This window comes from Streptomyces sp. 378, assembly GCF_030124145.1.
Classification (GTDB): Bacteria; Actinomycetota; Actinomycetes; order Streptomycetales; family Streptomycetaceae; genus Streptomyces.
In genome coordinates this window covers 64,522-83,971 of sequence record NZ_JASKMS010000010.1, presented here as the reverse complement: position 1 = coordinate 83,971, position 19,450 = coordinate 64,522, and the positions used below count along the sequence as shown (strand labels likewise).

Annotated in this window: 19 protein-coding genes and 1 pseudogene; 15 read left to right on the top strand and 5 right to left on the bottom strand. The window is 73.4% G+C overall.

Annotation, left to right across the window (positions count from 1 at the left end):
* The first annotated feature begins 3 nt into the window (after nucleotides 1–3).
* From QNO09_RS16100 to mug, 6 genes are all read left to right on the top strand, one after another.
* Nucleotides 4–498 carry a GNAT family N-acetyltransferase gene (locus tag QNO09_RS16100; protein WP_283970867.1) on the top strand — a complete coding sequence of 165 codons (495 nt, stop codon included), beginning with the start codon at nucleotides 4–6 and terminating at the stop codon, nucleotides 496–498.
* Between the two features lie 152 nt (nucleotides 499–650).
* Nucleotides 651–1,991, top strand: a complete 1,341-nt coding sequence (locus QNO09_RS16095) for a hemolysin family protein (protein ID WP_283970866.1) — start codon at nucleotides 651–653, stop codon at nucleotides 1,989–1,991.
* A complete protein-coding gene (locus QNO09_RS16090; protein ID WP_283970865.1) occupies nucleotides 1,988–3,001 on the top strand; it encodes a hemolysin family protein in 1,014 nt (337 codons plus the stop codon). The genes QNO09_RS16095 and QNO09_RS16090 overlap by 4 nt, the downstream gene beginning before the upstream one ends.
* An 83-nt stretch (nucleotides 3,002–3,084) precedes the next feature.
* Nucleotides 3,085–3,864, top strand: coding sequence for an SGNH/GDSL hydrolase family protein (locus QNO09_RS16085; protein ID WP_283970864.1), 780 nt, complete (start codon nucleotides 3,085–3,087; stop codon nucleotides 3,862–3,864).
* 92 nt (nucleotides 3,865–3,956) lie between these two features.
* Nucleotides 3,957–5,399 (top strand): adenylosuccinate lyase, encoded by a 1,443-nt coding sequence (gene purB, locus QNO09_RS16080; protein ID WP_283970863.1) that lies wholly within the window; start codon nucleotides 3,957–3,959, stop codon nucleotides 5,397–5,399.
* 13 nt (nucleotides 5,400–5,412) lie between these two features.
* Entirely contained in the window at nucleotides 5,413–5,961 is a 549-nt protein-coding gene (gene mug / locus QNO09_RS16075; RefSeq protein ID WP_283970862.1) for a G/U mismatch-specific DNA glycosylase, read from the top strand.
* A 4-nt stretch (nucleotides 5,962–5,965) separates the two neighbouring features.
* Here mug and QNO09_RS16070 read toward each other — a convergent pair whose 3' ends face one another.
* Together QNO09_RS16070 and QNO09_RS16065 are read right to left on the bottom strand one after the other, a co-directional pair.
* The gene (locus QNO09_RS16070; protein WP_283970861.1) at nucleotides 5,966–6,397 is read right to left on the bottom strand and encodes a hypothetical protein; all 432 of its coding nucleotides are present in this window, start codon (nucleotides 6,395–6,397) and stop codon (nucleotides 5,966–5,968) included.
* Between the two features lie 55 nt (nucleotides 6,398–6,452).
* Nucleotides 6,453–7,013 (bottom strand): ABC transporter permease, encoded by a 561-nt coding sequence (locus QNO09_RS16065; protein WP_283971009.1) that lies wholly within the window; start codon nucleotides 7,011–7,013, stop codon nucleotides 6,453–6,455.
* On the opposite strand from QNO09_RS16065, the pseudogene QNO09_RS16060 reads away from it, so the two are divergent.
* The 3 genes and pseudogenes from QNO09_RS16060 to QNO09_RS16050 form a co-directional block, all read left to right on the top strand.
* Nucleotides 6,966–7,553, top strand: a pseudogene (locus QNO09_RS16060) (sensor histidine kinase); the annotation flags it as partial. The gene QNO09_RS16065 and the pseudogene QNO09_RS16060 sit on opposite strands and share 48 nt — an antisense overlap.
* 14 nt (nucleotides 7,554–7,567) lie before the next feature.
* Nucleotides 7,568–8,230 carry a response regulator transcription factor gene (locus tag QNO09_RS16055; protein ID WP_283970860.1) on the top strand — a complete coding sequence of 221 codons (663 nt, stop codon included), beginning with the start codon at nucleotides 7,568–7,570 and terminating at the stop codon, nucleotides 8,228–8,230.
* A gap of 88 nt (nucleotides 8,231–8,318) precedes the next feature.
* A complete protein-coding gene (locus QNO09_RS16050) occupies nucleotides 8,319–9,461 on the top strand; it encodes an ROK family transcriptional regulator (RefSeq protein WP_283970859.1) in 1,143 nt (380 codons plus the stop codon).
* Between the two features lie 94 nt (nucleotides 9,462–9,555).
* Here the strand turns inward: QNO09_RS16050 and QNO09_RS16045 are convergent, their stop codons facing one another.
* Together QNO09_RS16045 and QNO09_RS16040 are read right to left on the bottom strand one after the other, a co-directional pair.
* Nucleotides 9,556–10,317, bottom strand: coding sequence for a GntR family transcriptional regulator (locus QNO09_RS16045; protein WP_283970858.1), 762 nt, complete (start codon nucleotides 10,315–10,317; stop codon nucleotides 9,556–9,558).
* A 167-nt stretch (nucleotides 10,318–10,484) separates the two neighbouring features.
* Entirely contained in the window at nucleotides 10,485–11,369 is an 885-nt protein-coding gene (locus QNO09_RS16040) for an RNA polymerase sigma-70 factor (protein WP_283970857.1), read from the bottom strand.
* A 510-nt stretch (nucleotides 11,370–11,879) separates the two neighbouring features.
* Between QNO09_RS16040 and QNO09_RS16035 the strand changes: the two genes are divergently transcribed.
* The 5 genes from QNO09_RS16035 (at nucleotide 11,880) to QNO09_RS16015 (ending at nucleotide 17,588) form a co-directional block, all read left to right on the top strand.
* On the top strand, nucleotides 11,880–12,122 hold the full coding sequence (locus tag QNO09_RS16035) for a hypothetical protein (RefSeq protein WP_283970856.1): 243 nt from the start codon (nucleotides 11,880–11,882) through the stop codon (nucleotides 12,120–12,122).
* A gap of 107 nt (nucleotides 12,123–12,229) precedes the next feature.
* On the top strand, nucleotides 12,230–13,060 hold the full coding sequence (locus tag QNO09_RS16030) for an alpha/beta fold hydrolase (RefSeq protein ID WP_283970855.1): 831 nt from the start codon (nucleotides 12,230–12,232) through the stop codon (nucleotides 13,058–13,060).
* Nucleotides 13,061–13,093: 33 nt separating this feature from the next.
* The gene (pdxR, locus tag QNO09_RS16025) at nucleotides 13,094–14,533 is read left to right on the top strand and encodes a MocR-like pyridoxine biosynthesis transcription factor PdxR (protein ID WP_283970854.1); all 1,440 of its coding nucleotides are present in this window, start codon (nucleotides 13,094–13,096) and stop codon (nucleotides 14,531–14,533) included.
* 127 nt (nucleotides 14,534–14,660) lie between these two features.
* Nucleotides 14,661–16,223, top strand: a complete 1,563-nt coding sequence (locus tag QNO09_RS16020; protein WP_283970853.1) for an alkaline phosphatase D family protein — start codon at nucleotides 14,661–14,663, stop codon at nucleotides 16,221–16,223.
* A 108-nt stretch (nucleotides 16,224–16,331) separates the two neighbouring features.
* Complete coding sequence (locus QNO09_RS16015) at nucleotides 16,332–17,588, top strand: GNAT family N-acetyltransferase (RefSeq protein ID WP_283970852.1); 1,257 nt, start codon at nucleotides 16,332–16,334, stop codon at nucleotides 17,586–17,588.
* Between the two features lie 65 nt (nucleotides 17,589–17,653).
* Here the strand turns inward: QNO09_RS16015 and QNO09_RS16010 are convergent, their stop codons facing one another.
* Entirely contained in the window at nucleotides 17,654–18,877 is a 1,224-nt protein-coding gene (locus QNO09_RS16010) for a trans-sulfuration enzyme family protein (protein WP_283971008.1), read from the bottom strand.
* 66 nt (nucleotides 18,878–18,943) lie between these two features.
* On the opposite strand from QNO09_RS16010, the gene QNO09_RS16005 reads away from it, so the two are divergent.
* On the top strand, nucleotides 18,944–19,435 hold the full coding sequence (locus tag QNO09_RS16005) for an Lrp/AsnC family transcriptional regulator (RefSeq protein WP_283970851.1): 492 nt from the start codon (nucleotides 18,944–18,946) through the stop codon (nucleotides 19,433–19,435).
* Nucleotides 19,436–19,450: the final 15 nt, after the last annotated feature.

Sequence of the window (19,450 nt, the reverse complement as noted above, 5' to 3'; positions counted from 1 at the left end):
CGGATGGTGAAACGGTCTGACGCGGGCCGGCGCGAGTGGTGTGATCACGGGATGACCGACTTGCGCATCCGGGCGGCGACGCCCGAGGACCTCGACGCCGTCCTGGCCTTCTGGAAGGTGGCCGCCGAGGGCACGAGCATCAGTGACGACCGCGGCGGCGTGGAGCGGCTGGTCGCACGGGACCCCGAGGCACTGATCCTCGCGGAGCGCGGCGGCGAGCCGGTGGGCACGGTGATCGCCGGGTTCGACGGCTGGCGCTGTCATCTGTACCGGCTGGCCGTGCACCCGGACCACCGCCGCCAGGGCATCGCGTCCGCGCTGCTCGCCGCGGCGGAGGAGCGGTTCGTGCGGCTCGGCGGGCGCCGCGCGGACGCGATGGTGCTCACCCGCAACGAGAGCGCACACCGGGCGTGGGACGCCGCCGGGTACGGGCCCGAGGAGCAGTGGCGGCGCTGGGTCAAGCCGCTCACCGGCCAGGCGCCGCCCCCGGCCTCGTGAACGGCCAGGAGGGGTTTTACCCATCCTTTTCCCTTGAATGGCCACTCGGTCCGCATGAATGGTTGTGAGCGTCCGCCCATGGGCGAGCCTCCCCGTGCGCGACACCGCGCCTTCCGCCCCTTCCTGGAGAACCATGGAACAGGGGTGAACCGATGACCGAAGTGCTCCTCCTCCTGGCGGCGATCCTGCTCTCGCTCGCCTGCGGCGCCTTCGTGGCGGCCGAGTTCTCGCTCACCACGGTCGAGCGCGGCGAGCTGGAGCGGGCCGCCGAGCGCGGCGAACGGGGTGCGCAGGGCGCCCTGAAGGCCGTACGGAATCTGACGTTCCAGCTCTCCGGCGCGCAGCTCGGCATCACGGTCACGAACCTGGTGGTCGGCATGCTCGCCGAGCCGTCGATCGCCGCCCTGATCGCCGGGCCGATGGAGGACCTCGGCCTCTCCCGTTCGGCGTCGCGCAGTGTCGCGCTGGTGCTGGGCACGGCCGCGTCGACGGTGTTCCTGATGGTCGTCGGCGAGCTGGTGCCCAAGAACTGGGCGATCTCCTCGCCGCTGGCGGTCGCCAAGACCGTGGGCAACGCGCAGCGCTGGTTCAGCGCCGCCTTCCGGCCCTTCATCACGCATCTCAACAACACCGCGAACCGGGTCGTGCGGCGGATCGGTGTCGAGCCCGCCGAGGAGCTCGCCTCGGCGCGCGGGCCGCAGGAGCTGGCGGCCCTCGCCCGCCACTCCGCCAAGGAGGGGGCCCTGGAGCCCGACACCGCCGAGCTGTTCGTGCGGACCCTGAACCTCGCCGATCTGACCGCGGAGAACGTGATGACGCCCCGGGTGCAGGTCGTCGCGCTGGAGGTGCAGGCGACCCTGGAGGACGTGGCCAACGCGACCCGCGCGACCGGCCTGTCACGGTTCCCCGTCTACCGCGGGACGCTCGACTCGGTCGTCGGGACGGCGCACGTCAAGGACGTGCTGGCGGTGCCGGCCGAGCGCCGCACCCGGATCTACGTCTCCGAGCTGATGCGCGAGCCGCTGCTGGTCCCGGAGACGCTCACCGTCGACCGGCTCCTGGACCGGCTCTCCGGCAAGCGCACGATGGCCGTCGTGATCGACGAGTACGGCGGCACGGCGGGCGTGGCCACGCTGGAGGACATCGTCGAGGAGGTCGTCGGCGAGGTGCGCGACGAACACGACCCGCACGAGACCCCGGACCTGGCCCCGGCGGGCAGGGACGAGGCCGGGCACCCGCTGTACTCGGCCGACGGCTCCGCGCGCGTGGACCAGTTGGAACGCGTCGGGCTGCGCGCGCCGGAGGGTCCCTACGAGACGCTCGCCGGGCTGGTGGCCACGGTGCTCGGCCGGATACCGGCCGCCGGTGACACCCTCGAGGTGGCCGACTGGCACCTGGAGGTCCTCGACGCCACGGGACGCCGGGCCGCCCTGGTCCGGTTGCGTGCCCCCCTCGGCGACCGGAAGCCCGACGAGACGGGGGTGGAGCTGTGACCGCCGTCCAGCTGCTGATCGGACTGGCGACGCTGGTCGTCAACGCCTTCTTCGTCGGCGCCGAGTTCGCACTGATCTCGGTGCGCCGCAGCCAGATCGAGCCCCACGTCGACCGGGGCGAACGACGCGCCAAGAGCGTGCTGTGGGGTCTGGAGCACGTGTCCACGCTGATGGCGACGGCCCAGCTCGGCATCACCCTGTGCACGCTGGTCCTGGGCGTCGTGGCCGAACCGGCCATCGCGCATCTGCTGGAGCCGGTGTTCCACGCGGTGGGCCTGCCCGAGGGGGCGGGCCACGCGGTGTCCTTCGTGATCGCGCTGGCCCTGGCGACATATCTGCACATGCTGCTCGGCGAGATGGTGCCGAAGAACATCGCGCTGGCCGAGCCGGTGCGCAGCGCGCTGGTGCTCGGACCGCCGCTGGTGGCGCTGTCCCGGGCGCTGCGCCCGGTGATCTTCACCGTGAACGCCTTCGCCAACGCGCTGCTGAGGCTGCTGCGCGTGGAGGCCCGGGAGGAGGTCACCGCCTCCTACTCGGACGCGGAGATCGCGCAGCTCGTGAAGGACTCCAGCGAGGCCGGCCTGATCGACGAACGGGCCCAGGAGCGGCTGCGCGACGCGCTGGAGCTCGGCCGCCGTCCGGTGCGGGACGTGGTGCTGCCGCTGGAGCGCGTGGTGTACGCGCGCGTCGGCGTCACACCGGAGGAGCTGGAGCGGCTGTCGGCGGAGTCCGGGTTCTCCCGCTTCCCGGTGGTGGACGACGGGCGGCGGATCGTGGGCTATCTCCATGTGAAGGACGCCCTGGAGGCCCTCGGGCGTGACGTGCCGTTCCGGCTGCGCGACATGCGGGCCATCGCGCGCGTGGTGGAGCGCACACCGCTGGACGACGTCCTGACGGCGATGCGGGGCAGCCGTACGCACCTCGCCGCCGTCGTCGGGGCGGACGGGCGCATGGCCGGGCTGGTGAGCATGGAGGACGTCCTGCGGGAGCTGTTCGGCCGGCGGGCGTGAAACGGGCGGCGGGAGCCCGCCGCCCAGGCCTCGGGAGGCCGACCGACCGCTGGGTATGTGCACGGGATACCATTTCCGTCGCCATGCAGACGAACCCCACCTACAGCAGCCTGGTCGCGGTCGGCGACTCCTTCACCGAGGGCATGTCGGACCTCATGCCGGACGGCACCTACCGGGGCTGGGCCGACCTGCTCGCCGCACGGATGGCGGCCCGCACGCCCGGCTTCCGGTACGCCAACCTCGCCGTGCGCGGCAAGCTGATCCGGCAGATCGTCGACGAGCAGGTCGACGTCGCCGCGGCCATGGGCGCCGACGTGATCACCCTGGTCGGCGGGCTCAACGACACACTGCGGCCCAAGTGCGACATGGGCCGGGTGCGCGGCCTGCTGGAGGAGGCCGTGGAGAAGCTGGCCCCCGCGTGCCGGCAGCTGGTCCTGATGCGCAGCCCGGGCCGGCAGGGCCCCGTCCTGGAGCGGTTCCGGCCGCGCATGGAGGAGCTGTTCGCCTGCGTCGACGAGCTGGCCGCCCGGCACGGCGCGATCGTCGTCGACCTGTACGGAGCCCCGTCCCTGAGCGACCCGCGGATGTGGGACGTGGACCGGCTGCACCTGACGGCCGAGGGCCACCGCCGGGTCGCGGAGGCGGTGTGGCAGACGCTGGGCTACGACCCCGGGGACGCCGACTGGCACACGCCGATACCCGCGACGCTGCCGCCCGGCTGGGTCATGCGGCGCGTGGCCGACGCGCGCTTCGCCCGGCAGCACCTCCTGCCGTGGATAGGCCGCCGCCTGACGGGCCGCTCCTCGGGTGACGGCCTGCCCTCCAAGCGGCCGGAGCTGCTGCCGTACGAGGACCGGGCGTAGCCCCAGGTGGAGACGGCCGCCGCCCTCTCGTAGGTTCCGACAAGGACACCCGAGGCGCTGGCCTGCACGAATCGCCAGTAGAATCCGTGCACGTGACTTCCGCTCCCGCCAAGCCCCGCATCCCGAACGTCCTCGCCGGACGCTACGCCTCCGCCGAGCTCGCCACGCTCTGGTCGCCCGAGCACAAGGTGAAGCTGGAGCGACAGCTCTGGCTCGCCGTGCTGCGGGCCCAGAAGGACCTCGGGATCGAGGTGCCGGACGCGGCGCTCGCCGACTACGAGCGTGTCCTCGACACCGTCGACCTGGCCTCCATCGCCGAGCGCGAGAAGGTCACGCGGCACGACGTGAAGGCACGGATCGAGGAGTTCAACGACCTCGCCGGGCACGAGCACGTGCACAAGGGCATGACCTCCCGCGACCTCACCGAGAACGTCGAGCAGCTGCAGATCCGCCTCTCGCTGGAGCTGATGCGCGACCGCACGGTGGCCGTCCTGGCCCGGCTCGGCAAGCTGGCCGGTGAGTACGGCGAGCTGGTCATGGCCGGCCGCTCGCACAACGTCGCCGCGCAGGCCACCACCCTCGGCAAGCGCTTCGCCACCGCCGCCGACGAGCTGCTCGTCGCCCACGGCCGCGTCGAGGAGCTGCTGGGCCGCTACCCGCTGCGCGGCGTCAAGGGGCCGGTCGGCACCGCGCAGGACATGCTGGACCTGCTGGGCGGGGACGCGGCGAAGCTCGCGGACCTGGAACAGCGGATCGCCACGCACCTGGGCTTCTCGCAGGCCTTCACCTCGGTCGGCCAGGTCTACCCGCGCTCGCTGGACTACGAGGTCGTGACGGCACTGGTGCAGCTGGCGTCGGCCCCGTCGTCGCTGGCGAAGACGATCCGGCTGATGGCCGGGCACGAGCTGGTCACCGAGGGCTTCAAGCCCGGCCAGGTCGGCTCCTCGGCGATGCCGCACAAGATGAACACCCGCTCCTGCGAGCGGGTCAACGGCCTGATGGTGATCCTGCGCGGCTACGCCTCGATGACCGGTGAGCTGGCGGGCGACCAGTGGAACGAGGGCGACGTGTCCTGCTCGGTGGTGCGCCGGGTCGCGCTGCCGGACGCGTTCTTCGCGCTGGACGGTCTGCTGGAGACGTTCCTGACGGTGCTCGACGAGTTCGGCGCGTTCCCGGCGGTCGTCGCCCGGGAGCTGGACCGCTACCTGCCGTTCCTCGCCACCACGAAGGTGCTGATGGGCGCCGTGCGCGCGGGCGTCGGCCGGGAGCTGGCGCACGAGGCGATCAAGGAGAACGCCGTCGCCTCCGCGCTCGCCATGCGCGAGCGGGGCGCCGAGCGCAACGAACTGCTCGACAAGCTGGCCGCCGACGCGCGCATCCCGCTGGACCGCGACCGGCTCGACGCGCTGATGGCCGACAAGCTGTCCTTCACCGGCGCCGCGGGCGACCAGGTCGCCGCCGTCGTCGCCCGGATCGAGGAGATCGTGAAGCAGCACCCCCGGGCCGCGGGCTACGCGCCCGGGGCGATCCTCTGACGCGCCGCCCGTGATGGCGCGTTTCACGCCCGAGGAGCTTCAGGCCGCCCGCGACCGCGTCGTGCCCGACGTGGTCGCGGAGGGCCTGCGTGTCCTGTTCTGCGGCATCAACCCCGGTCTGATGACGGCCGCGACGGGTCATCACTTCGCCCGCCCCGGCAACCGCTTCTGGCCGGCGCTGCACCGGTCCGGGTTCACGCCGCGGCTGCTGAAGCCGTCGGAGCAGCAGGAGTTGCCGTCGTACGGGCTCGGCATCACCAACGTCGTGGCGCGGGCCTCGGCCCGGGCCGACGAGCTGAGCGCAGCGGAGTACCGGGAGGGCGGGCGGCTGCTCGCGACGAAGGTGGAACGGCTGCGGCCGCGCTGGCTGGCCGTCGTGGGGGTGACCGCCTATCGCGCCGCGTTCGACGACCGCACGGCGCGGGTGGGTCCGCAACCGCGGACGATCGGCCATACGCGCGTGTGGGTGCTGCCCAATCCGAGCGGGCTGAACGCGCACTGGACGCTGGAGACGATGGCGGAGGAGTTCGGACGGCTGCGGAAGGCCGCCGCCGAGGACTGATCCGCTACGGCGGGTCCGTCTGCGTGATCAGGGCGAGCAACTGCACCTCCCGCGAGGGGTCCCGGTCCGCGACCGCCACGGCGACCCAGCGGCCCGTGCCCTCCACCTCCCACAGGTGGGCCACGCTCGCCCGCGCGCTCAACTCGGCCCAGGGGCGGGGTATCTCCTCCCCCGCCGTGCGCAGCAGGACGGTCTGCAGGTTGTACGGGGCGGTGTCGCCCCAGCGGGAGGCGAGGAGCTCGTAGACGGCGTCCCGGTCCTTCTCGTACTGGTCGATCGTCATCGCGCGGGCCGCCGGGTCGCCGTCCGTCGCGGCTTCTAACACCGCGATGTGGTGACCGGGCCCCGAGACACCGACGTCCGACGGGCCGTGCTCCGCCGGAAAGGGGCGGTAGCACAGCTCGTCGATGAGGGCGATGTGCTGTGCGATGTTCATGGCTCCAGTAAACCCGCCCGCACTGACACTTGGCGGGCCGTCATCCGGTCGGCCGTCAGGCGTCCCTGCGCCGCAGGCTCCAGGCCCCGGCCAGCAGGGCGGCGGCCGTCCACAGCGCGGTCACCGCGAGCCCCGACCACGGCCCGAGGGAGCCGTCGTAGGTCTCCCGGAGGACGAGCTGACCCGCCTTGTCGGGCAGGAAGTCGGCCACGGTGCCCGTCGCGTCGCCGATCACGAAGGACACGACGAGGATGAACGGCACCAGCAGGGAGAGGGTGGCCACTCCGCTGCGCAGCAGGGCGGCGATTCCGGCGGCGAACAGGGCCATCAGCATGAGGTAGACGCCGCAGCCCACGACACCGCGCGCCTGCTCACCGGCGCTGAGCCCGTCGGCCGCCGGGCCGAGGCCCGCCCGCGCCACGAGGAGGGCGGCGACGGCCGTCACCAGCCCCACGAGGAGCGCCGGTGCGGCGATGACGGCCGCCTTGGCCGCGAACCACCGGCCGCGCCGCGGCACCGCGGCCAGGGACAGCCGGAGTGCGCCCGGGCGGAACTCCGACGACACGGCCTGGAACGCGCCCGGATCGCCCGTGAGTTGCACGACTCCATCGGCCACGCCCTCACCGTCGCCGTCGTGCAGGCGGGGGCCGCCCGGGCGGCGGGCGATCCGGCCTTCACCGCTCGCGCCCTGGGTGCCATCGAGGAGACCGGGCGGGCCGCCCTGGAGGACCTGGAGCGGGTGCTCGGCGTGCTGCGCGAGTCGCAGAGGCCGGTGAGCGGCAGACCGACCCTCGCCGACGCCGACCGGCTGCTGGTGTCGGCCCGGGCCTCCGGGGCGAAGGTCGACGCCGAGGTGACCGGTCCGGTGGAGAGTGTGCCCGGGACGGTGTCCCGGGAGGGCTACCGGATCCTCCAGGAGTCGCTGACCAATGTGCTGCGGCACGCGGGGGCGGTCCCGGTGCGCGTCCGCGTGCACGTCGGCGAGGGCACCGTCGTCCTCGCGATACGCAATCCGCTGCCGGCCGGGAGGTCCGGCTCCGGGCGCGGCAGCGGCCTGCGGGGGATACGGGAACGCGCGGCTCTGCTCGGCGGGCGGGCCCGGACCGGACCCGACGAAGGCGACTGGCATGTCCATGCCGAGTTGCCGCTGAGTTGATCTACGCTGGTGCGATGCCGGTCACCGTACTCCTCGTCGACGACGAACCCCTCGTGCGCGCGGGTCTGCGGGCCGTGCTGGAGGCACAGCCCGACATCGAGGTCGTCGGGGAGGCCGCCGACGGGGCGGCGGTGATCCCGCTCGTACGGCGGCTGCGGCCGGACGTGGTCGCCATGGACGTCCGGATGCCGCTGCTGGACGGCATCGAGGCCACCCGGGCGTTGCTGCGGACGGTCGACGAGCCGCCCAGGATCCTCGTGGTGACGACCTTCGAGAACGACGAGTACGTGTACGAGGCGCTGCGGGCGGGAGCCGACGGGTTCCTGCTGAAGCGTGCCCGGCCCGCCGAGATCGTGCACGCGGTGCGGTTGATCGCCGAGGGCGAGTCGCTGCTGTTCCCGGCCTCGGTGCGGCAGCTCGCCGCCGAGTACGGCGACACCGGAGGGAACCGCGCGGCTCGGGCGCTGCTGGAGCGGGCCCAGCTCACCGAGCGCGAGGCCGAGGTGTTGCGGCTGATGGCGCGGGGCCTGTCCAACGCGGAGATCGCCGCCCGCCTGGTCGTGGGGACCGAGACCGTGAAGTCGCGTGTCAGCTCGGTGCTGGCGAAATTGGGGGCGCGCGATCGCACCCAGGCCGTGATCGCGGCGTACGAGTCCGGCTTCGTGGCGCCGGGCTGATCGCGAGAGCCGGCGTCTGCCCCTCGCCGGGGTGTGCCGTAGCGAAGTACGATCCGGCCAACACGCGCACGACCTGGGAGGACGGACGGTGGGGCGGCTGACCGGCGGGGACCCCTCGCTGCTGCGACGGATCAACTCCGCGGTGGTGCTGCACGCGTTGCGTGCCACGGACTGCGCGACGCTGACCGAGATCACCCGGGTGACGGGGCTGTCCCGGCCGACCGTCGAGGGCGTCGTCGAGGGGCTCATCGAGGCCGGGCTCGTCGTCGAGAAGGCCGCCGAGGAGGGCGCCGCCCGGCGGCAGGGGCGCCCGGCGCGGCGGTTCCGCTTCCGGGCGGAGGCCGGGCATCTGCTGGGGCTGGAGATCGGGGCGCACCGGGTGGCCGCGCTGCTGTCCGACCTGGACGGCCGGGTGATCGGCGCCCAGGCCAAGGAGGTCCCCGAGACGGCGGGGGCCGACGAGCGGCTGGAGCGGCTGCGCGGTGCCGTCGCGGAGCTGCTGCGGCGGGCCGGGGTCGCACGCGGCTCGCTGCGGGCCGTGGGCGTGGCCACGCCCGGGATCGTCGAGGCGGACGGCACGGTGCGGCTGGGCACGGCGCTGCCGGGCTGGACGGGGCTGCGGCTGGGCGAGCGGCTGAGCCGGTCGTTCAAGTGCCCGGTGCTGGTCGAGAACGACGCCAACGCCGCGGCCGTCGCCGAGCACTGGAAGGGCGCCGCCACCGAGTCGGACGACGTGGTGTTCGTGCTGGCGGGGCTCAGCCCGGGCGCCGGTTCGCTGATCGGGGGCCGGCTGCACCGGGGTTACGGCGGAGCGGCCGGCGAGATCGGCGCGCTGCATCTGCTGGGCCGGGGGGTGACGCCCGAGACGCTCCTGTCGACCACCGACGAGCCCTTGCACCCGCTCGACGAGCAGGCCGTCGCCGAGGTCTTCGCCCAGGCCCGCGGCGGCGACCAGCGGGCCCGCGCGGCCGTCGACCGCTTCATCCAGCGCCTGGTCCACGACGTGGCGGCCCTCGTCCTCGCCCTGGACCCGGAGCTGGTCGTCATCGGCGGCTGGGCGGCAGGTCTGGACGGCGTCCTGCCACCCCTGCGCCGGGAACTCGCCCGCTACTGTCTGCGCCCCCCGGAGGTGACCCTCTCCAGCCTGGGAGACGCGGCCGTGGCGACGGGCGCCCTGCGCCTGGCCCTGGACCACGTGGAGGAACAGCTCTTCACCGTGGAACGCCCTTGAGCGGCCGGCGCCCTCCCCCGGGGGGGCGCAGAACCGCGCGACAAGCCACGACGAACCCGCAGCCCCGCTCACCGCACGGCTCACGGCGCCCGGGTCAGGAAGCCTGCCGCTGAAGCCCGGCGTGAATCTCCACGTCCCCCGAGTCGCCGAAGGTCAACCGGCACGTATCGGCGCGATAGGTCGCCACCGACAACGCGGCCGTCCGTCCCCCTGCGACGAACCGCGTGGTCACCACCAGCACGGGCGCTCCGGGCAGCCGGTCCAGTTCCTTCGCCTCGTCGGCGCCGGCGGAGCCGAGTTCCACCGCGTTCTCCTGCCGCTCCGGCTCCAGCCGCTGCAGCTCGCGCAGCACCGCACGCGCGCGTGCCGCCGCGGACGCCGCGTCGATGCCGGCGAGGTCGGGTACCGAGGACCGCGGGACGTAGAGCAGTTCCGCGGCCACGGGCCGGCCGTGCGAGACACGGGAGCGGCGCACGACGTGCACGGACTCCTCCTCGCCGGTCTCCAGCGCCTCGGCGACCGCCGCGGGCGGCACCGCCGCCGTGCAGTCGACGGGCTGCCAGGCGTCCTCGGGACCGCCCGGCCAGGTGTGCGGGCCGGTGCCGAGCGAGACGCCCACGCGGGGCGGCGCGACGGTCGTCCCGACTCCGCGGCGGCGCTGCAGCCTGCCTTCGAGTTCGAGCTGCTCCAGGGCCTGGCGGAGCGTGGCGCGGGCGACGCCGAAGCGGGCCGCGAGGTCGCGCTCGTTGGGAAGGATCTCCCCCACCGAGAACTCCGAGTCGAGCGCTTGGCTGAGCACCGTCTTGAGATGCCAGTACTTCGGTTCCTGCACCGATTCCAGCTGCGTGGTCCCCACCCTGTCCTCCGCGATAGCCGTGGTCGGCGGCGTTTCAGCGCCCTTGTTTATTAAAGGTTGTTGCACTTCTCTGCGACCATAGGGCGGCCCTGATCCTTGGTCAAGACCAATGGCCGGGAACGTTCACGGCCCGTGGTCGGGGGCCTCGGCGGGCCCGGGTCGTCCGGTCACGCGGCGGCCAGTGACCGCAGCTTGTCGGGGTTGCGGATGACGTAGACGGCCTGGACCCGGCCGTCGGCGACGTCGATCTGGAAGACGGAATCGGGCCTGCCGCCGGACAGGACGAGGACGGCCGGGCCGCCGTTGAGCTCCAGGAAACGGACGGAGAAGTCCGCGACACCCTTGCGCGCCGCGCCGACGAGGAAGCGGCCCACCTTGTCGGCGCTCCGCAGGACCCGCAGCGGCGCCCGCGACTTGCCGCCGCTGTCGCCGACGAGCCGCACCTCCGGGGCGAGCAGCGCCATCAGGCCTTCGAGGTCGCCGTCGGCGGCGGCGGCGAGAAATCGCTCGGTGAGGTCGCGGCGCTGGGCGGGGTCGACCTCGTAGCGCGGGCGCCGCTCCCCGACGTGCTTGCGGGCCCGCCCGGCCAGCTGGCGCACCGCCGGTTCGCCGCGGTCGAGCATGGCGGCGATGTCGGCGTAGGGGAAGCCGAAGGCCTCGCGCAGCACGAACACGGCCCGCTCCAGCGGCGACAGCGACTCCAGTACGACGAGGACGGCGAGGGAGACGGAGTCGGCGAGCACGGCGCGCTCGGCGGTGTCCGGAACGGTGTCGCCGAAGTCGGTGACGTAGGGCTCGGGCAGCCAGGGGCCGACGTACGTCTCGTCGCGGGCCTTGATCTGGCGCAGCCGGTCGATGGCGAGCCGGGTGGTGATCCGCACGAGGTAGCCGCGTGGTTCGCGCACGTCGTCGCGAGCGGCGCCGGACCAGCGCAGCCAGGCTTCCTGGACCACGTCCTCCGCGTCGGCGACGCGCCCCAGCATGCGGTAGGCGACGCCCAGCAGGACGGGACGGTGTGCTTCGAAGACATCGGTCGCGGTCTCGGTGGTCACGGCTCCATCCCAGCCCACCGCTGCGGCCCTGTCCAGGCGGAACCGTCTCTTCCCGGACAGACTGGCCGATAGGGCACCGGTGAACGGCGGTACGGCCGGAAGGTGGCGACGCGGTACGCGGCGTCGGGCACGGGGGGACAGGTCGGGCGCACGCTCGGCGAACGGCCGGTGGAGCCGGGCCACGAGGTGCGGCCGGGCTCGCGCACGAGGGACGACGCGGCCGCCGTGCGGTGGTCCGCGCCGGATGCGGGCATGGGGACGTTCGCGGAGGCGGCGGAGTTCGGGCAGGTCGTGGTGAACGCGGCCGGAGGGCGGGTGGCGCTCACCGCGCGGGAGGCGGAGGGGCGGCAAACCTCGGCGGGAAGTCCTCGTGGACGTGGCCGATCCGCCGCGTTCGCGGAGGGTGAGTCGCGGCTGTCCCCCGTCGGGTCGGACAGCGGTGGTGAGCGGACCAGCGGGCGCTTGCGCGGGCACGCGTGGTGAAGACGCTCAACACGGTCCTGCCGGGTGATGGCGGAACCGGACCGTGTGCCGGGCGAGCACAACGTCTTTGCCTGGGGGGAAGACCCGGGTGCCAGGGAGCAGGTGACGGCCCTGCCCGGGGAGTTGGGGCCGCCAACCGGGCGCGTGCTCGATCTCGGGGGCAACCGGGCGGCACGCGCCGTGGAGATGTGGCTGCTGCCCCCGCGGGTCGGCCTGTTCCGGTCGTTCGGGCACGGTGAGTTCAACCGGGAGGTGCGCCGGTCGCGTTGAGCGGCCCGGGGCCGTGAAGGTGACGCCACCATGGGGCTACCCGCGAGTAGCAATTGCTGACAAGCTGTCTACGGCGTCCGTCAGCGAGTACAGCCGAGGAGCACCCCATGTCCGCCACCGTCTCCTTCAACGTCGCCTCCGCGCAGGGCGAGCAGAGCGTGACCCTGTCCTACACGCGCCGGGGCAGCGGCGAGCCGCTCCTCCTGCTGCACGGCATCGGTCACCACCGCCAGGTGTGGGACCCGGTGATCCCCGCGCTGGCGGCCGAGCGCGATGTGATCGCCGTGGACCTGCCCGGCTGCGGCGAGTCACCGGCGCTGCCGGACGGCATGGCGCACGACCTGCCCACGATGAGCGCGGTCCTCACGGCCCTGTGCGAAGCACTGGAGATCGAACGGCCGCACGTGGCCGGAAACTCGCTGGGCGGCCTGCTGGCCCTGGACCTGGCCCGCACGCGCCTCGTCCGCTCGGTCACCGCCCTGTCCCCCGCCGGGTTCTGGAACGCGGCCGAGCGCCGCTACGCCTTCACGGTGCTGATGACGATGCGGCAGATCGCCCGGCGGATGCCGCCGCCGCTGGTGGAGCGACTGGCCCGCCCGGCCCTCGGCCGCACCCTGCTGACGAGCACCATCTACGCCCGCCCGGGCCGCCGGTCCCCCGAGGCCGTGGTCGCCGAGACGCTCGCGCTGGCCCGTGCCCAGGGGTTCTCCGAGACGCTGCGCTCCGGCCGGACCGTGCGGTTCACCGACGACATCGTGGGCACGCCGGTCACCGTGGCGTGGGGCAACCGGGACCGGCTGCTCATCCCCCGCCAGGGCGTGCGCGCCAAGGGCGTCATCCCCGGGGCCCGGCTGGTGCGGCTGCCCGGCTGCGGCCACGTCCCGATGAACGACGACCCGGCGCTGGTGGCCCGGGTGGTGCTCGACGGCAGCCGCTGACCCCACGCCGGGGACGGCTTAAGGTCTCCCCCCATGAGACCAACGCAGAGCGTCCCGGGCGACGGTGCCGCGTCCGCCGCCTGGGAACTGCTGCTCCCCGCCGCGTCGGCACCGGCACGCACACGGGGCCGTTCCCTGCAGGCGGCGCTGCGCGAGGCGGTCCGCTCGGGCCGGCTCACGCCGGGCACCCGGCTGCCGTCGAGCCGGGACCTCGCGGCGGACCTCGGGGTGTCGCGCGGGCTGGTCACGGAGGCATACGAGCAGCTGACGGCGGAGGGGTACTTGCGCAGCGGCCGGGGCGCCGGCACGTGGGTGGGCGCGGCCGTCCGGGCCGCGCGGCCGCGGGCGCACGACCTCGCTCCGCGATCGCCCGGCTCCCGGGCGGACTTCGTGCCCGGGACCCCGGACCTGGCGCTGTTCCCGCGGGCGGCGTGGGCCGCCGCGCACCGCGGTGTGCTGGCGGAACTGCCGCACCAGGAGTTGGGCTACCCCGATCCGCGCGGGCTGCCGCGGCTGCGCAGCGCGCTGGCCGAACTGCTCGCCCGGCGGCGGGGCGTGGTGGCCGACCCGGAACGGATCGTGGTCGTCTCGGGGGTGGCCCAGGCGACGACCCTGTTCGGTTTCGCGCTGCACGCGCGCGGGGTGCGCGCGGTCGGCGTGGAGAACCCGGGCAGTCCCCAGCACGACGCGCTGTACGGCGCGGCCGGGGTCGGCGCCGTACCGCTGCCGGTGGACGAGGAGGGGGTCGCCCCCGGGCCGCTGCGGGCGTCGGGCCTACGGGCCGTGGTGACGACCCCGGCCCACCAGTTCCCCAGCGGCATCGCCTACTCGGCCCGGCGTCGCGCCGCGTTGCTGGACTGGGCGCGGTCCGTGGACGGCATCGTCCTGGAGGACGACTACGACGGCGACTTCCGCTACGACCGTGCTCCCGTCGGCGCGCTCCAGGGCCTCGACCCGGACCGCGTGGCCTACACGGGCTCGGTCAGCAAGTCCCTCGCCCCGGGCCTGCGGCTGGGCTGGCTGCTGGTGCCGGAGTCCTGGGCGCAGGAGATCGTCGAACGCAAACGCACCATGGACCTCGGCCACCCCGCCCTCGACCAGGCGGTGTTCGCCCGCTTCCTGGAACGCGGCGACTACGACCGCCAGCTGCGCCGCTGCCAGCGCGCCTACCGCGAGCGGCGTGACGCGCTGGTCGCCGCCCTGGACGCGCACTTCCCCGGATCCCGGGTGTCCGGGATCGCCGCGGGCCTGCATGTGATCGCCACACTGCCGGGTCGGTACGGACCGGAGGAGCGCTTCCTCGCGCGCGTGGCGGAGGCGGGAGTGGCGGTACGCCCGCTGTCGGCGTACGCCCACCCGCGCACCGAACCGGAGGGTGCCGAGGAGGTCCGGCTCGTCCTCGGTTACGCCCATGTGCCGCCCGCCAGGATCGCCGACGGCGTACGGCTGATGGCCGAGGCCGCGACCGGGTGATCCGGCCGGTTCGCCGGTTCCCTCATCCCGCGGTCAGTTGTTCACTCGGGGTTCGTGTGTGCGCTGCGGCGTGCCAGTAGGTGTGGCTCTGCACACTTGGCCGGATCGAGTCCCTGGAGGCACATCCATGTCACACCGTCCGTTGCCCGGGCGCCGTAGCGTCCTGCGTGGCTCCCTCGCCGCGTCGGCGGCCCTGTCCCTGCCCACCGCTCTCGGCGCGGCACCCGCGTTCGCGCGCTCCGGGCGCCCGACGGCGGGGTGGGGTGTGCAGGCGGGAGACGTGACCTGCGACTCCGGGCTGGTGTGGGTGCGCTCCGACCGTCCGGCCCGGATGATCGTCGAGACGTCGGCGACCGAGTCGTTCCGCACCGCCCGCAGATGGCACGGCCCGCTGCTGGGTCCGGGTACCGACTTCACGGGCACGACCCGGCTGCGCGGCCTGCCGTCCGGCGAGCAGATCCACTACCGTGTGCTGCTCGCCGACCCCGACGACCCGCGCCGCACCGGCGAACCGGTCACCGGCACCTTCCGCACGGCGTCGGCCAAGCGCCGCGACGGTGTGCGGTTCGTCTGGTCCGGCGACCTGGCCGGGCAGGGCTGGGGCATCAACCCGGAGTTCGGCGGTTACACGATCTACAACGCGATGGCCGCCCTCGACCCGGACTTCTTCCTGTGCAGCGGCGACACCGTCTACGCCGACGGCCCGATCACCGAGACCGTGGCCCTGCCCGACGGCCGCACCTGGCGGAACGTCACCACCGAGGAGAAGGCCAAGGTCGCCGAGACACTCGGGGAGTTCCGCGGCAACTTCCGGTACAACCTGCTCGACGAGAACCTGCGGGCCTTCAACGCCCGGGTCCCGTCCATCGTCCAGTGGGACGATCACGAGGTCACCAACAACTGGTACCCGGGCGAGATCCTCACCGACGCCCGGTACACCGAGAAGCGCGTCGACGTGCTCGCCGCCCGTGCCCGCCGGGCCTTCTCGGAGTACTTCCCGATCTCCACGCTGCGCCGCCCCGGCGGCCGTGTCCACCGCGTGCAGCATCACGGTCCGCTGCTGGACGTCTTCGTCCTGGACATGCGCACCTACCGCAACGCCAACTCGCCGAACGACCAGCCGGTGGATCCGCAGGGCATTCTCGGCCGCGAGCAACTTCAGTGGCTCAAGCGCGAGTTGTCCCGCTCCCGGGCCGTGTGGAAGGTGATCGCCTCCGACATGCCGATCGGCCTGGTCGTCCCGGACGCGCCGAACATCGAGGCCGTCGCGCAGGGCGACCCCGGCAAGCCGCTCGGCCGCGAACTGCAGATCGCCGAACTGCTGCGGTTCGTCAAGCACCGGCGGATCACGGGCACGGTGTGGCTGACCGCCGATGTGCACCACACCTCGGCTCAGCACTACCAGCCGTCGAAGGCCGCCTTCAGCGACTTCGAGCCGTTCTGGGAGTTCGTCTCGGGTCCGCTCAACGCCGGTGCCTTCCCGGCGAACGCGCTGGACGGAACCTTCGGACCGGACCGTGTGTTCGTGAAGGCACCGACGACCCCCAACGTCTCGCCCGCCGGGGGCTTCCAGTTCTTCGGAGAGGTGGACATCGACGGCCACAGCGGGGAGCTGACGGTCCGTCTGCGGGAGCAGGACGGCACGGTGTTGTTCACGCAGGTGCTCCAGCCGGGCCGGGTCGGCCAGTAGGTACGGAACGCAACGTTTGAAGCGTCGATAAAGGGGGAAAGCCCGCCCTTTACCCGGCAGTCACAGAGCGTTCTCGATCACGCAACACCGTTCCTTCACAGTGGGTGCATGACGCGAGAAGTGACTCATGTGCCGCACCACGACGCCGACTGCCGCCCCGCCACACCGTGGCAGCGGATCTCCGAGACGTTCCGGACCTGGCGAACACGACGCCACGAACACGCACCGCCGACGCGTGATACCGGGTCCCCGGCACCCGAGCCGGTGCCGGGGGCGAACACCCTGTGGCGGATGCGGACCACGGTGCAGGACGAACCCGGGTCTCTGGCGACCCTCTGCGCGGCCCTGGCCGGGCAGAGGGTCGACATCCTGAGCCTCCAGACGCACCCGCTGGCCGAAGGCACGGTCGACGAGTTCCTACTGCGGAGCCCGGCCGGTCTGCCGGCGGCCGGGATCACCGCGGCCGTCGAGTCGGCCGGTGGCGCCGACACCTGGATCGAGCGGGCCGACGCCCACGACCTGGTGGACGCGCCGACCCGCATCCTCGGGCTGGCCGCCCGCACGGCCCTGGACGCGGCGGAACTGCCGCTCGCCTTGCGGCAGTTGCTGGGCCGGTGCACGATTCGTTCCCAGCCCGCTCGGGCCGGCGCCGGCCGGGCAGCGGACGGCCTTCCGGTGGAGGGGGCGCTCGACGACACGGTGATGCGGCTGCGCGCCCCCGATGGTGGAGTGATCACCGTGGAGCGGCCGTATCTGCCGTTCACCCCGACCGAGTTCGCCCGGGCCAGGGCCCTGGTGGAACTGGACGCCCGGCTCGGGCCGCGTCTCCCGCACGGGCGGGACCACCTCACCCTCGCCGAGGGCAGCGACATCACCGTGCGGCGGGCCGACACACGCGACCTCGAAGCGGCCAGGGCGATGCACGAGCGGTGCTCCCCGCACACGTTGAGGCTGCGCTATCACGGGCCCGTGCGGGACGCCGACCGGTACCTCAACCACCTGCTCAGCCCGCGCTACGGCCGCACCCTCGCCGTGCAGACGGCCTCCGGGCGGATCGTCGGGCTCGGTCACCTCCTGTGGGACGGGGACGAGACGGAGGTCGCGCTGCTCGTCGAGGACGCGTGGCAGCGGCGGGGTGTCGGCGCGCAGCTGTTGGGGCGACTGGTCGCGATGGCCGCCGAGGCGGGCTGCTCGAGTGTGTATGCCGTGACGCAGGCCTCCAACACGGGGATGGTGGCCGCGATGCGCGGGCTCGGGCTGCCTCTCGACTACCAGGTCGAGGAGGGGACGCTGGTCATCACGGCACGGCTGGGCGAGGTCGTCGCGTCGGGCGCGGAAGGTCTGGGAAGCACCTCGGCGCCTTAGGGGTCCTTTCACTATGAGCGACCTGATCGGACGCTCATAGTGAAAGGACCCGTTAGCCGTCGTCGTCAGCCGGCGAGCGCGGGGGCGGGCGCGGTGCGGCTCGTCGCGCGGTTCCTCCCGCCCCCCTGAGGTCCGGAGAGGGCCTGGTCGAGATCCGACCACAGGTCCTCCACGTCCTCCAGACCCACCGACATGCGCAGCAGCCGGTCGCTCACCCCCGCTTCCCTGCGGTCGTCCGCGTCGACGATGCGGTGGCTGATGGAGGCCGGGTGCTGGATGAGGGTGTCCACGCTGCCCAGACTCACCGCCGGGGTGATCAGGCGGACGTCGGCGATGACCTCGTGCGGGTCGCCGTGCACCTCGAAGGCGACCATGGCGCCGCCGATGCGCGGGTAGTGCACCCGGGCGATCCGCGGGTCGGCGGCCAGGCGGCGGGCCAGTTCGGCGGCGGTGGCGGAGGCCGCCCGGACCCGGACGGGCAGGGTGGACAGACCGCGCAGCAGCAGATAGCCGGCCAGCGGGTGCAGGACGCCGCCCGTGGCGAAACGCACCTGACGCAGCCGGCCGGCGGACTCCTCGTCGCAGGCGACGACGCCCGCGAGCACGTCCCCGTGCCCGCCGAGGTACTTGGTGGCGCTGTGCAGGACCAGCCGGGCGCCCTGTTCCGCGGGGCGCTGCAGGACCGGTGTGGCGAAGGTGTTGTCCACGAGCAGCGGCACCGAGCCGCAGGCGTGGGCGACGGCCCGCAGGTCGACCTCGGCGAGGGTGGGGTTGGCCGGGGACTCGACCAGGACCAGACCCGTGTCGGGGCGCAGCGCGTCCGCGACCCCGGCCGGGTCGGTCCAGGTCACCTCCGAGCCGAGCAGCCCGGCGGTCAGCAGATGGTCGCTGCATCCGTAGAGGGGACGGACGGCGACGACGTGCCGCAGGCCCATCGAGCCGCGGACGAGGAGGACGGCGCTCAGCGCGGCCATGCCGCTGGCGAACGCCACCGCCGCCTCGGTGCCCTCCAGGCGGGCCAGAGCCGTCTCGAAGCGGGCGACGGTCGGGTTGCCCAGCCGTCCGTAGACCGGCGGGCCGTCGGGCTCGGCGCCGGTGGTGGCGAAGGCGTCGATACGGGCCGCCTCGCCGCGGCTGTCGTAGGACGGGTAGGTGGTGGACAGGTCGATCGGCGGGGCGTGCAGCCCCTGCCGGGCGAGGTCGTCCCGCCCGGCGTGCACGGCCTCGGTGGCGAGGGCTCGCGGTGCGGTGCGTACGTCGTCGTGGGCGCGCGTGCTCGTTGGGTCCATGTCCATGTGGGCAAGGGTGAACATCGGCCGGGTCGTCGGCGCGATATCCCGTGCTACGTTCGGCCCATGGCCGAATCCGTCGTACTCGATCCGGTGGATCTCCATCTGCTGCGGCTGTTGCAGAACGACGCCCGGGCGACGTACCGGGATCTCGCCGCGCAGGTCGGGGTGGCGCCGTCGACCTGTCTGGACCGGGTGACGCGGCTGCGCCGCTCGGGCGTCATCCTCGGTCACCGGCTGGAGCTGGATCCGGCCAAGCTGGGGCGCGGACTTGAGGCTCTGCTGTCGGTGCAGGTCAGACCGCACCGGCGGGAGCTGGTGGGGCCGTTCGTGGAGCGGATTCGGGCCCTGCCGGAGTCGCGGACGGTCTTCCACCTGACCGGCCCGGACGACTACCTGGTCCATGTCGCGGTCGCCGACATGGCCGATCTCCAGCGGCTGGTGCTGGACGAGTTCACCTCGCGCCGGGAGGTGGCGCGGGTGGAGACCCGGCTGATCTTCCAGCAGTGGGAGTGCGGGCCGCTGCTGCCGCCTTCGCCGTCGGCTCAATCCGCGTGACGTGTGCGGTCCGTC

Coding starts and splice junctions, on each gene's coding strand:
- QNO09_RS16085 (WP_283970864.1), top strand. CDS start 3,085: ATGCAGACGAACCCCACCTACAGCAGCCTGGTCGCGGTCGGCGACTCC.
- QNO09_RS16015 (WP_283970852.1), top strand. CDS start 16,332: ATGACGCGAGAAGTGACTCATGTGCCGCACCACGACGCCGACTGCCGC.
- pdxR (WP_283970854.1), top strand. CDS start 13,094: ATGAGACCAACGCAGAGCGTCCCGGGCGACGGTGCCGCGTCCGCCGCC.
- QNO09_RS16100 (WP_283970867.1), top strand. CDS start 4: ATGGTGAAACGGTCTGACGCGGGCCGGCGCGAGTGGTGTGATCACGGG.
- QNO09_RS16005 (WP_283970851.1), top strand. CDS start 18,944: ATGGCCGAATCCGTCGTACTCGATCCGGTGGATCTCCATCTGCTGCGG.
- QNO09_RS16095 (WP_283970866.1), top strand. CDS start 651: ATGACCGAAGTGCTCCTCCTCCTGGCGGCGATCCTGCTCTCGCTCGCC.
- QNO09_RS16070 (WP_283970861.1), bottom strand. CDS start 6,397: ATGAACATCGCACAGCACATCGCCCTCATCGACGAGCTGTGCTACCGC.
- mug (WP_283970862.1), top strand. CDS start 5,413: ATGGCGCGTTTCACGCCCGAGGAGCTTCAGGCCGCCCGCGACCGCGTC.
- QNO09_RS16030 (WP_283970855.1), top strand. CDS start 12,230: ATGTCCGCCACCGTCTCCTTCAACGTCGCCTCCGCGCAGGGCGAGCAG.
- QNO09_RS16035 (WP_283970856.1), top strand. CDS start 11,880: ATGGCGGAACCGGACCGTGTGCCGGGCGAGCACAACGTCTTTGCCTGG.
- QNO09_RS16010 (WP_283971008.1), bottom strand. CDS start 18,877: ATGGACCCAACGAGCACGCGCGCCCACGACGACGTACGCACCGCACCG.
- QNO09_RS16055 (WP_283970860.1), top strand. CDS start 7,568: ATGCCGGTCACCGTACTCCTCGTCGACGACGAACCCCTCGTGCGCGCG.
- QNO09_RS16020 (WP_283970853.1), top strand. CDS start 14,661: ATGTCACACCGTCCGTTGCCCGGGCGCCGTAGCGTCCTGCGTGGCTCC.